At 37.6% G+C, this 13,750-nt stretch carries 6 protein-coding genes; all 6 read right to left on the bottom strand.

The window, feature by feature from the left end; all coding sequences use genetic code 11:
- Positions 1 to 10 precede the first annotated feature (10 nt).
- Positions 11 to 3,130: a SusC/RagA family TonB-linked outer membrane protein gene (locus I5349_RS12310; RefSeq protein WP_226391072.1), complete on the bottom strand. Its 3,120-nt coding sequence runs from the start codon at positions 3,128 to 3,130 to the stop codon at positions 11 to 13.
- Positions 3,131 to 3,477: 347 nt separating this feature from the next.
- On the bottom strand, positions 3,478 to 5,034 hold the full coding sequence (locus I5349_RS12305) for a RagB/SusD family nutrient uptake outer membrane protein (RefSeq protein ID WP_226391071.1): 1,557 nt from the start codon (positions 5,032 to 5,034) through the stop codon (positions 3,478 to 3,480).
- Positions 5,035 to 5,059: 25 nt separating this feature from the next.
- Entirely contained in the window at positions 5,060 to 8,140 is a 3,081-nt protein-coding gene (locus tag I5349_RS12300; RefSeq protein WP_226391070.1) for a SusC/RagA family TonB-linked outer membrane protein, read from the bottom strand.
- Positions 8,141 to 8,439: 299 nt separating this feature from the next.
- On the bottom strand, positions 8,440 to 9,129 hold the full coding sequence (locus I5349_RS12295) for a hypothetical protein (RefSeq protein ID WP_226391069.1): 690 nt from the start codon (positions 9,127 to 9,129) through the stop codon (positions 8,440 to 8,442).
- Between the two features lie 71 nt (positions 9,130 to 9,200).
- A complete protein-coding gene (locus I5349_RS12290; protein WP_226391068.1) occupies positions 9,201 to 10,556 on the bottom strand; it encodes a RagB/SusD family nutrient uptake outer membrane protein in 1,356 nt (451 codons plus the stop codon).
- 11 nt (positions 10,557 to 10,567) lie between these two features.
- Positions 10,568 to 13,543 carry a SusC/RagA family TonB-linked outer membrane protein gene (locus tag I5349_RS12285; RefSeq protein ID WP_226391067.1) on the bottom strand — a complete coding sequence of 992 codons (2,976 nt, stop codon included), beginning with the start codon at positions 13,541 to 13,543 and terminating at the stop codon, positions 10,568 to 10,570.
- Between the last annotated feature and the right edge of the window lie 207 nt (positions 13,544 to 13,750).

Below are 13,750 nucleotides of genomic sequence, written 5' to 3'. Positions count from 1 at the left end.
GAATTTCAATTTAGAATCCTAATTGTAAACCTACTGTATAGTTTTTACTTGATGGGAAGATACCTGTAATTGATCCACCAACGAACTCTACATCTAGGCCAGTATATGTGTCAATTGTCAACAAGTTAATACCTTGAGCATATATTCTTGCTCTTGATAATTTAAACTTGCTTAAGAAGGCGGCTGGCACCTCATAAGAAATAGTTGCCTGCTTCAATCTGATGTAAGATAGATCTTGAAGCGTTCTACCAGCTCCTACACCTACACCACCTACCTCAGCAGCAGAGTTTGGACGTGGCATACTTACAATATCACCAGGCTCTCTCCAAGTAATATTATTCAACCTGTCATAAAGGTTAAGTCTAGTCTCGTAAGGATTATAAGAAAACCCACCAGTACCATCTTGACCGATTTTACCATAGTCATACTGAACTAACAATTCTAAAGAGAAACCTTTATATGAAAATGTATTAGTCCATCCACCAAAGAAATCAGAGTTTGAGCTTCCTAGGATTTTTCTGTCATCATTTTCATCTCCGATTGTAGATCCACTTGTAGGTATGTAGGTAATATTACCCTCTCTATCATAGTACATAGGACGACCAGTAGCAGGGTTTACACCAGCCCACTCAGCAGCATACCATAGGTTCAACTCTTTACCTACTTGCTGCGCAGTACCATTATTTTCTTGACCTTCAAACAAGGCTAATAGCTTTTGGTCTTGGAAAGCAATATTGAAAGATGAGTTCCATCTAAATGAAGGCGAATTTATGATAGTACCATTTAAGCCAATTTCAATACCTCTATTCTCAAGCTCACCTACGTTTTCTGTAATAGAACCGTAACCAGAGGTATTCGGAAGTGCTCTAGCAAGAAGAAGATCAGTAGATAATCTTCTATATGCATCTACCGAACCAGAAATTCTTCCTTCGAATAGCCCAAAATCTAAACCAACGTTGGTTGTAATTTGAGTTTCCCAAGAAAGTTGGTTATTAGCCAGACCCGAAATAGTCAAACCAGGCGTGTTCAAGTAGTTTCCAGAACCAGCAGAACTAACAAGACCTCTAGAGTCAAAGTTACCGATTCTATTATTACCTGCAGTACCGTAGCTAACTCTGACTTTTAAGTCATCCAAGAAGGAAACATTTTTTAAGAATTCCTCTTCTGTCAAGATGTAAGTCGCACCAATTGCTGGGAAAAGACCCCATCTTGTATCAAATCCAAATCTAGAAGAACCATCATAACGCAAAGTACCATTTAAAAACATCTTGTTTTTCCAGCCATATTTCACGTTAGTAAATACACCCGCATTTTTCCAAATCGTAAAGAATCCGCCCGCACCTGTAGGCTCAGCGGCAGATTGAATTGTTCTGAATTGTGGAGTTGGAAATCCTTGAGCATTAGCAGAGAAGCCTTCATTAGCTTCTTGTCTGTATTCAGCACCAAGCAATACATCTATCTTATTATCAGGATTGATTCTATAAGAATAGTTTAATTGCTGAGTCGTAATATAGTTGATATTTGACTGAAACTGAGCGAAAGCTGAACCAGCTGTATTTCTACCACCAAACGATCTTGGATCTGTATATCTTTCCTCTTCAATTGCCCTGTAATCAAGACCTATAAATGATCTAAATCTTAGGTTCTCAGCAAGCTTAAAGTTCAAAGCAAAACTACCGTTCAACTGATTAGTGGTATTTCTTCTCTCATTAAAAGCTAATGACTTCAATGGATTCTCTTGTAGGATACCTGCCAAAGGCTCTTTAAAACCAGAAGCTTCTGTCTCATCAAAGAATGGATTCCAAGGTAAAACTAAAAGACCAGCAAATGTTGGATTTTCAAATTGAGAACCACCAGTTACCGTGGCATTTTGAGTAATTGTACTAGCATTTAGAATTGTCTCAACTGTTACAAACTCACTGATGTCATGATCTAAGTTAAGTCTTAAGTTAGCTCTTTCGAAATCAAACTGTTTGATTTGACCCTCTTGTCTATTATATCCACCAGAGATAAAGAATCGAGTCTTTTCTGATCCTCCTCTAGCACTCAATTCGTAATTATTGATCAAACCAGTTCTAGAAAATATCTCATTTTGCCAGTCAAACGTTGGAACACCAGCTATAAAATCAAGAATTTGCTGCTCTGGTACCTGACCAAAAGCTGTCTGACCAGCCGCAGAGTTAAGATTAAATTGACCTAGAAGTGGGAAATCAGCAGCAGTGAAACCATTCAAAGCATCTCGTCTTGCTAAGCCCTCTCTTCTATCTGCAGAGATTGCAAATCTTTCATAGTTATTCCTGAAAGCTAAAAGACGGTACTCAAGAAACTCTTGAGAATTCATCATATCTAACTGTCTAATTGGCGTTACCCACCCAGTGTATGTGTTAAAATTGATCTGTGTTTTACCTTGCTTACCTCTTTTAGTTGTAATGATTACAACCCCGTTGGCAGCTTGTGAGCCATATATTGAAGCAGCCGCATCTTTTAATACTTCCATTGACTCAATATCATTTGGGTTGATTGAGGCTAAAGGGTTAGTAGACACGTTTGATGCGTCACTGGAATTGTTAAATTGTACTCCATCAACGATGTAAAGAGGATCATTACCAGCATTGATAGAGCCTTGACCACGAATACGCACCCTTAAGGCACCACCAGGGATACCAGATGAATTTTGAACCAAAACTCCAGCTGCTCTACCTTGTAGTGCTCTATCAAAAGATTGTAATGGTAAGTTTTCTATTGCTTCTCCAGATACGTTGGCAATAGATCCAGTTATTTCTCTTTTAGTAGATGTTCCATATCCTGTTACAACTACTTCATCAAGTGTTTTTGCATCTGGATTTAATACTACATTGATAACACTTTTATTACCAACAACTATTTCCTGCTTAATCATACCGATAGATTGGAAAATAAGAACTGTTTCAGGTCCTGGAACCTCAATTCTAAAATCTCCATCAAAATCGGTGGGAACGCCCGTAGTTGTTCCTTTAATAAGAACACCAACTCCAGGGATCGGCAAGCCGTCCTCACTGGAGGTTACTTTTCCTGTCACTACTCTCGACTGTGCAAAAACCGATGCAACAGAGAATAGCGCCAGAAAACTGACTAGTAAAAACTTCCTCATACTGTTTGAATTTATGGTTTTAAGAATGATTTAATGAACAAGTATAGGGAAGTGCTTAGAATAATACAATAGTCTCAAAAGAAAAATTAGATCGATGATAGCGAAAAAATGCAATTAAAGTTATTGCTAAAATCAAATTATTGAAATATTATTCTGATAATTAAAAGTATACTTTCGTATAACAGTTGAATAACTTTAGAATAACATTGGAATTCCGAACAATCTATGGAATAAAATATTTTAAAGATATTGAGATATTTCAATCGATTGCATAAAAAATAATTTTCAAAAAAATAGCTGTGAGTAAGAACCCACAGCTATTGGTGATTTATGATATTCCTAATCGTTTAACCAGAATACCCTGGGTTTTGAGGTAATGGATTAGAGGTATTTGTCAAGATTTCCTCTAATGGAATAGGCCAAATGAATAAGTCATCTGAATACTCCAATGAGTGATCTAACAAGATCTCACGATCAGTTGTGTAGAAATCTAAATTATTCACTGATCTACTCGCTGCCTTATCAGGGATACCTGCCATTCTACCTTCACCAGATAATCTATGAATATCTGGCCATCTTCTACCTTCTGCTAGAAACTCAATTCTTCTCTCGTTGATGATTGCCTCAATCAAAGCATCTGTATTCAAGAAGTCAAGTGCCGTGTAAGATGGTACTGATGCAGGAAGTGCTCTATCTCTTACAGAGTTTAACAACGTAATTGCACTTGCTGAAGGGATAGTAGGAGACAATCTCGCTTGCGCTTCTGCTGCTGCAAGGACTATTTCAGAGAATCTGATTATTACTGTAGGATCACTATAAGTACTAGCATCAGTGTATTTGTAAGTAAAAATCCCTAGAGGTCCTGAACTTACCATACCTTCACCTTCAGTAGTTTCATCCGTTCTTCTGAGATCTTCTGGATGCCAAAAATCTGCTCTCCATATTAATGGACTGATTTTTACAAGACCTCTGGCACCGTTAGCTGGGTTACCATACATAGTCGCTAAAGCTCCGTTTACTCCTGCATTAGACGCCTCTGTATTTTCAAAAGAGAAAATATTGTCTGAACTTGTTCCATTTCTAAACGGTTCGAGAGGATCCGCTGTAACTGCATAGTCACCTGCTATTTTGTTGTACTCAGTCAAAACGCCATTCCAATCTTCCATGTGAAGCTTGATTCTAGCCTTGAGTGCAATAGCAGCTCCTTGTGTAGCTCGGAAAGCATTACCATCTGGAGACAATAATCCTTCTGCCGCATCTAGATCTTCAAGAAGTTGATCGTAAACACCTTGAACTGTTCCTCTTCCTACAGCTTCCCCTTCTGCAACTCTTGATACGTCATTGATAGGGAAAGTTCTGTATGGAATCCCCATTGCTGATGGATCATCAGAGTATGGTCTAGAGAAATAGATCACCAATTCGTGATGTGCTAATGCTCTTAAGAAAAGAGCCTCTCCAAGATACCCATCTCTTTGTTCCTGCGTGATAGCGCCAGCCTCTAAAGCGATATCTAAATTCTCAATTACAATATTGGCCCTATTGATCATTCTATATAAAGAGATCCATTGACCATTGTTATTGGCAGTATTTGGATTTTGTCCATTGGTATAAGTGATCTCATAAAAGAGTTGGTCATTATACATGTCTTCACCTCTCATGTCACCCTGTTGCGTAGAAGCTGCTCCAAAAGGATAACCTCTTTGCACAGCACCTAAGTAGAAACCTCTCTGAGCTGCCTCGTAAATACCCAATACAGCGGCATTTACTCTATTAGCATCTGCAAATGCCTCAGCATCTGGAATAATGTTAGCTGGCTGTAGATCAGTCACCTCGCATGAGGTTGCTCCGATCATCGCTACAGCTACAAATGCTGTTTTGATTTTGTTTGAAAGTATATTTTTCATGATTCTTCTTTTTAAGGTTGTTTAATTAGAATCCAACATTTAGACCTACAGACCAAGTTCTGATGATAGGAGCTACGTTCCAGTCAACGCCATAACTTAACTGACCTGAGAAACTATTAGATTCTGGATCTATACCTGAATACTTCGTGAAGATAATTGGGTTTTGTACCTGAGCAAAGAATCTTGCACTTCTGATGGCTCCATTAAAGGCATTAGTCAGAGTCTCTTGAGGCACTCTATAACCAATCACAATATTTTGAATTCTTACGAAATCCCCCTTCTCTACGAATCTAGAGTTAGAGGCAGAAGTCTGCCAAGTATTGGCATCACGTCCTTGATATAGTCTAGGGACATCAGTCTCCTGACCACTCTCAGTCCATCTGTTTAAGATTTCAGCATGGTTATTAGAGAAACCAAGTCCAAGAAGACCTCTTCTTGTCTCGTTCATGATGTAGTTACCACCTTGATATCTGATAAAGATCTCAGCATCCCAGTTACCATAAGTAAAGTTGTTTGACCAACCACCTTGATATTTAGGAAGGGTATTTCCTAAAAAGAATTGTGTTGGAGCAGTACCAGTTGTAGCAATGTTTGTTGGATCTGCTGGGTTATACACTCTCCAAGAAGATGCTCCTACAAGTTGTACGATATCATCCCCGCTGTAATACATAATGTTACCATTAGCAGCATTGACACCAGCATACTTAAATCCATAAAGCTGAGCGATAGGGCCTCCTTCTACTGTTCTGTTATATGTTCCAGTCAATGGTTGCACTAGGCTTGTCACTTCGTTTTTGATATAAGTGAAGTTGAAGTCTGTATTCCATGTAAACTTACCTCTTTGAAGTACTGTAGATGCGATTCTAAACTCGACTCCTTCATTGTACATTTCACCTACGTTTTGGCTAATCGTATTTCCTGGTACCCCGAGAGATGGCGCAGTTGGCGCATTTAATACAAGACCATCTACATCATTTCTAAAATAATCAGCTGATAGAGTCACTTTCCCCACAGTCATGTCAAAACCAACGTTGGTTTTTCTTGAAGTTTCCCACTGTAATGCCACGTTAGCTACGTTGGTATAACCAATACCAGCACCCGCTGCTGCCTGAACTGGACCGAATCCACCTGCATATGGGAAAGCACCACCTGGTAGACTTACGTTTCCTACTTCTGCATAGGATGCTCTTAGTTTCAAATCAGAAATCAGACCACTGTTAAAGAAATCTTCATCAGAGACTCTCCATCCGATTGAACCTCCCGGAAATGTACCTCTCCTATTTTCTTCTGCTAGTTGAGAAATACCATCATTTCTTACCGCAAATGAAAGTAAATACTTTCCTTTAAAGCTATAGTTTACTCTAGCAAAATAAGAGTCGAAACCATTTTCAGAGAAGCTACCGCCAGAAAACTGGTTGTTGTAAGAGTTAGAAATCAAGTTTCTCAATCTGAAGAAATCATCTGAAAGACCAGTTCCAGATGCCGAGAATGCATAAAAGTTTGTGTATTGATATTCCACACCTGCTGTAATATTCAATGAATGATCTTCAGCTATCACTGTTTGATAATTCAAAGTGTTTTGCCAATTCCATCTGATTGCTGGGTTATATGCCATCGTAACTGAACCAATAACACCACGGCCATCACCATGTCTTGGGTCTAAGGTAGTAAAATCATCTGCCAAAGTGAGATCTATACCTATTTGAGATCTTGCAGTAAGGCCATCTACGATATCTACTTCTCCATAAGCATTACCAAGAACTCTGTTATTTCTACCTCTGTAAAGGTTTTTAGCAAGCACATAGGCAATATTAGGGATATTATTATCTGGACCCGCTAAGTTAGCTCCAAAGCCAGTAGTCGCGCCACCTGGCGCTATGTTATAGCCTTCAAACTCTAGATTATTTGGATCGAAAATTGGTACGTTTGGTAATGCTCTAGTAGCATTGTAGATAGCTCCAGAGAGTGAGTTTGCGCCATTATTCAGCCCTGTGATGGCAGTATGAGTAAAAGAAAGACTTGCACCCACTCTTACTTTACTAGAGATCTTGTGATCTATATTTGATCTAAAAGAGTATCTCTCTAGATCATTGTTTTTTACTACAGACTCTTGGTCTGTGAAACCTAATGAGAAGAAATAAGTCGTAGATTCAGATCCACCTGAAATAGATAGATTATGCTGTTGCGTATTACCTGATCTTAATACTGCATCTTGCCAGTCAGTGTTAATACCACTTGATTGAGCGTTACCCGTGTTTGCTGGGTTGATGTTACTTGCTTTTTCATTGGCAATTGTAACGAATTGCTCACCATTCAATAGATCAAATCTTCCTACTGATTCATTGATACCAGTGCTTACATTATAGTTCACTTGCGCCTTTCCAGATTTACCTCTTTTGGTTGTGATGAGAATCACGCCATTTGCTGCCCTAGATCCATAAATTGCAGTAGCAGAACCATCCTTCAGCACTTCATAAGTTTCAATGTCAGCTGGGTTGATATTTGCGAGTGGGTTAGAAGCCACTGCACCTGATCTATCAGAATCTACTACTGGTACACCGTCAATCACGATGAGTGGATCAGCACCACCAGAAAGTGAGTTAACCCCTCTAATTCTGATAATAGGTCTTGAACCTAAAATACCGTTAGGCACTGTCACTTGTACACCAGCAGCTCTACCAGCTAACTGAGCATCAAATGAAGGAGAAACCAAGTTCTCAATTGATTCATTTTTGATAGAAGTTACTGAACCAGTCACATCTCTTCTCTCCTGCGTACCGTAACCTACTACCACTACCTCACCTAGTGTCTTAGTATCTGGATTAAGTATTACGTTGATAGTAGAACGATTACCAACTCGAATTTCTTGAGTGACCATACCCAATGCCTGAAATACCAAAACTGCATCTGTGCTTGGTACTTCAATTCGGTATTTTCCGTCCAAGTCTGTTGGCACACCTGTGGTAGTACCTTTGACCTGAACACCAACTCCAGGGATAGGTTGCCCATCCTCAGAAGAAGTTACTGTACCTGTCACTACTACAGATTGGGCATATGTCCCAATACTAAATAGCGTCAGAAAGCAAAATAGTAATAACTTTCTCATAGTGTTTTTATTAAGTTGAACATGTTGTGTAATGCAAGTTTAAAGAAAATAAATGGAGAAAACACAAATAGATTCAACAAAATAAATCATACTTAATATATCTTTAAGTAAAAAAATAGAGACTTTACAGCAAATATTATGAAATAATAAACTATATAATTTTATAAAAAATAAAGCGACCAAATATTGTGTCGCTTTTAGTTAAACAAAAGTTTAATAGAAGTATAATATTCTGTTAACTTTACAATAATAGATTCAAGCTAAGTGTTATTAGCAACAAAAGCCATTTAAATTATAATCTAAAGCATCAAAAGCATTTTTTTAAATGCTAAAGGATCATTACTATCTAGATTTTGAGATTTTTCTATAGACTTAAAAGCCTTAAAGTCATCACCAAGAACTTCTTTCAACCATTTGTTATTTAACTTATTTAAACTGGAAGCTTCCCCATTAACAAGCGTAGCAACTTCTAACTTTCTTAAATAACGATCATAATCTTTTCCCGCGTTATATGCGCCTCCTACTTGAGCTGGTTCAAACAAGACATTTTCTCTTCCGTAAAAAAATTGGCCTTTGTATTCTCCTAAATACTCAATCAAGCAAGACTCACATCCCAACTTAATACCATAACTAGGTAAAAAAATTCGCTCCACTTCTTTATCTATTATCTTAATGGTATCTACCTTACTTGCCTCCAACATAAGGATGCCTCTTTGTGATTTTGCATAGATTACCCCCTTCATCAGATCAAGATTAAGCTCTGTATTAAAAGTTTCCCCATTGGATAGCACTAAAATACCTTTGAGAAAAGCCTCTGACAAATAGGGGCTTCCTTGCGTATTCCCCTTTATGGGAGCAATCTCTCTGACAGTAACACCCTGACCTCCAATATCATTCAAATTATTCTGAGCATCTAATCCAGATAAAACTTGGGCACTTAGACCAAGAGACATGAATGACAAATAAATAAATAAAAATAGAGCTTTCATCACTTTATCATTTTGTTTAAATCAAGAAGAAGGGTGTAAAAACACCCTTCTCAACTTTATATAATCATAAATTAATAACCATCATTTTGTGTCAGGTTAGGATTTACATCTCTAGCATTCAATGGAATTGGCATTAATGTTCTAAATGCTTGGATTTCGAATTCATCAACAGCTCGTCCAGTTCTTACTAAGTCATGCCATCTATGACCCTCAAAAGCAAACTCTCGTCTTCTTTCTTCAAGGATAAAATCAATAGCATCTTCAACATTTGCAGGAATTGTGACAACTAGTGTTTGATCTCCAAACGCTCTCCTTCTAATCACTTGTATATCAGAAGTTGCACCTAGAAAATCCCCAGTTCTTACTCTAGCTTCAGCCCTAATTAAGTACATTTCAGCAAGTCTCAAGATATGAACTCCATCAGTACCCGTTGTATTGTCTCTATATTTAAAATTAACAAAAACACCAGGAGCTTCTTCACGGATAGATGATTGTCTTCTTAGGTCACCAGCTTCAAAAGAATTCCAAAGATCTTCAGTTGCACCGAATTCAAAACGACCACCATTATCCCTTCCATACCAAAAAGTAACTGGATTTTGATTATTAGCGTCAAAAAACAACTCAAATATCGCTTCTGAAGTACCCTTAGACGCCACTTGATTCTCAAAAGGAACCAAAGCATAAGTACTATTCGATATAACTTCAGTTGCAGCTATTTCAGCATTTTCATAATCCCCAGTATAAAGGTACAACCTAGCTAATAAAGCCTGAGCAGCACCTCTAGTAGCTCTATGTCTTGTATTGTTATTTGTACTATAAGACACCGGCAACAATGATGCAGCCTCTGTCAAATCTTGAAGAACCCTTTCATATACAGAGGCTCTTGGATCCCTAGAAACAAAATAACTATCATCAATAGGAGCAGCTGTAGGAGTAGTAATAATTGGCACATCTCCAAAATAGTTAGCTAAATTGAAATGATTCAACGCTCTAACAAACAAAGCCTCTCCTCTATATTGGTCTTTCAGTGATTGATCCATATCAATCCCATCAACTTGAGCTATAATATTGTTGGCTCTATTGATACTATTATATGAAGATGACCAAATTGCCCCAATCTCACCATTAACTGCATCCCAATTTTTCAAATCTAGATCCCTCCATGTATTAAAAGAACCAGTATGAGAAACATCATTTGACGCTATATCACCAACTACGTTCATTCTAAAACCTAGATTGTTACCACCAGCTAATCCACCGTACATACCCAAAACCGCAGCATTAGCACCTTGCTGATTTACGAATACTGCATTTGAAGATAGTGAAGCTACAGGTTCTAAACTCAATAAATCATCTGAGCAAGATGAAGCTATTAAAGCAACACCTAATAAGGAACCTAATAATCTTTTATTAAATATACTTTTCATATTTCTATACTTTAAAATCCTAAATTAAGCCCAAGAGTAATTGTTCTTGCTTGTGGGAAAGTCAAGAAATCATAATTTCTTGCAATATTCGCTCCAGGAGATGAATTCAATTCAGGATCCCATCCTGTGTACTTTGTCCAAGTTACTAGGTTTTGAGCCATCGCATAAATTCTGAACTGTCTCACCCCCATACTCTGTAGCACACTCTTTGGAAGTGTATATCCTATTGAAAGGTTTTTAAGTCTTACAAATGAGCCATCTTCCAACCATCTGTCTGAGTCAACTCTATTATTTCTGTTTGGATCAGCAGCTGTAGCTCTTGGGATATCCGTTATATCACCAGGTTGCTGCCATCTTTGAAGTGCTATTTCAGACATACCCCATGCTGAGAAGCCTAGGTGCTGATTAAACTGTGCAGATCTGTTTATCACATCAAATCCTTGAGTAAACTGGAAGAATACATTCAAATCAAAGCCTTTGTATGTGAATGTGTTGTTAAATCCTCCGAAATAATCTGGATTTGGCTTACCTAAATATTGTCTGTCATCAGGATTAATGACACCATCATTATTTAAATCTACGAATCTAAGATCACCCGTTTCAGGATCTACACCATTTGTTTCTATCAAGAAGAATGCTCCAAGCGGTTGACCAACTGCAGCTCTACTTTGTAGTGAATTAATCGGAGTAGATTCATCTACGATAGATGTAACCTCGTTCTTGATAAATGAAATGTTGAATTGAGTATCCCAATTAAAGCCTCCCTTATTCAGAACATTTGCAGATAGCGATAGCTCCAAGCCATTGTTTCTCATAGAACCAATATTCTCCGTAATTGAAGTAAACCCTGAAGTGTTCGGAATTGGTTTATTCAAAAGTAGATTAGTCGTGTTCTGAATAAAATATTCAGCAGATAATTGGAATCTATCATTGAAGAAGCCCATGTCCACACCGAAGTTAAGCGTACTACTCTCCTCCCAGCTCAATCTTGCGTTAGGAAGTTGTGAAGGGGCAAAACCCGGAGAGGCAAGATAATTAGCTCCAGCAGAATATAGATTCAATGCTTGGAAATTACCAATACCATCTTGGTTACCAGTTATACCATAACTTACTCTACCTTTCAATAAGCTAATTACTTCGGAGCTATTCAAGAAGCTTTCTTCAGATAAAATATACCCTACTGAACCTGCAGGGAAAATACCATATCTATTCTCTTCACCAAACCTTGATGAACCATCAGATCTTAAGCTTGCAGATATCAACAGCTTTTCTCTCCAACGGTAATTAGCTCTACCAAAATAAGACAATAGTGCATATTCTGTTCTAGAGGAAGAGCCTGAGTTAACCTCTGCAGCCGAAGTAATATATTTGAAATCTGGTCCAGGGAAATTAATTCCTGTTACAAAACCAGTCTCAGAGATATATCTCTGGTATGATTGACCTAAGATCGCATCGAAATAGTGGTCATCTCCAAATGTTTTTGAATAAGACAATACATTTTCGTTCAAGTATGTAGTAAACAAATTATTTGCTTGCGTACCTGTACCATTTGTAGCAAAACCACTTCTCACAGTATTTGGATCATAAGTATCTTGTCTACCGTAAATAATGTCAGCTCTAAATGAAGTCTCAAATCTCAAACCTGGAATAATTTTATACCCAACTGCAATATTTGGCTGAAATCTAAACTCGTTTAATTCATTTTTTATTTCCTCAGCCAATGCTAACGGGTGACCAATTAAAGTACTGAAAGCGTTGTTATAGTCACCTTCTTCTGTAAAAGGTTCAAAGTCTGGACGACCTAAATTTGCTGCGCTGAACACTCCAAAAATATTATTATCGTTGTTTCTAAGATTCTGACGAGTATTTACAATCCTTAAGTTAGATCTTAAATCAACTTTTTCACTAAACTTATGGTCAACGGAAAGGCTAGTAGAATATCTTGTGAAGTCAAAACCTTTTATAAACCCTTCGTTTCTAAATAGACCTCCAGAAACAAAGAATTGCGTGTTTTCAGAGCCTCCTCTAATTGACACATTGTAGTCTTCAACAGTACCTTGACGGAAAATGAGATCAAACCAATCTGCGTTAGGTGCATTAGCCACTTGCTCTTCTGTAAAGATCGGATTTCCACCATCATTCACTCTAGACTCATTCATCAATTGTCTCCATTGAGAGCCAGTAACGTTTTCAACTCTGTTTGCAGGCTCTTGAACACCTCTATAAATAGATAGATCAACTTGAGCTTTCCCTGCTTTTCCTCTTTTAGTGGTAATCAAAACAACGCCATTTGCACCTCTAGAACCATAAATAGCCGCAGAAGCAGCGTCCTTTAGAACCTCTATAGATTCAATATCGTTTGGATTGATCTGAGAAAGCACATTTGTAACTTGTCCACCTAAACCAATAGATGAAGTATTCCCACTATAAATAGGCAATCCATCCACTACATATAAAGGCTCATTACTAGCCGATATGGAGGCAGTACCTCTTACATTGATACTGATAGCACCACCTGGTGTACCTGAAGCAGAGCTTACCAAAACACCTGCCGCTCTTCCTTGAATCGCCTGGTCGACACCAGCAACTGGAAGGTCTTTAATGTCTTGTGAGCTCACAGAAGAAATAGCTCCAGTAACTTCTCTTTTTGTCATTTCGCCATAACCAACTACAACTACTTCTCCTAATGTTTTGGTATCAGGATCTAGTACAACATTAATAATAGACTGATTACCTACACGTACCTCTTTAGAGATCATCCCTAAAGCTTTGAATACTAAGACAGACTCCGAAGAAGGAATTTCTATCCTGAAACTTCCGTCTAAATCTGTAGGTACTCCAGTAGTAGTACCTTTCACTTGAACACCAACCCCCGGAATTGGCTGACCATCTTCCGATGAGGTCACTTTCCCTGTTACTACCCTAGACTGAGCATAAAGCCCTGTACTAAAGAGTAATAGAAAGCTAAATAGTAACAACTTTCTCATAGATTTTTATTTTGTTTAGTAAAATGTAATTCAATAATAACAACTAGTTAAATCATAAAAAAGTAATTTATTGAATTAGTTACATTTTTTTAATTAAATAAAAAAAAATAAAAATTATCAAAACAATAAAGCTATTAACCTGCTTATAGAATTTTTTATAAATAATAAAAAGCCTTTGTAAAATAATTTACAAAGGCTTCTATCAAT

The sequence above is a fragment of the Penaeicola halotolerans genome (assembly GCF_016464625.1).
GTDB classification, from domain to species: Bacteria; Bacteroidota; Bacteroidia; order Cytophagales; family Cyclobacteriaceae; genus Penaeicola; species Penaeicola halotolerans.
The sequence above is the reverse complement of the archived record's forward strand: the minus strand, read 5'-3'. Positions and strand labels throughout refer to the sequence as shown.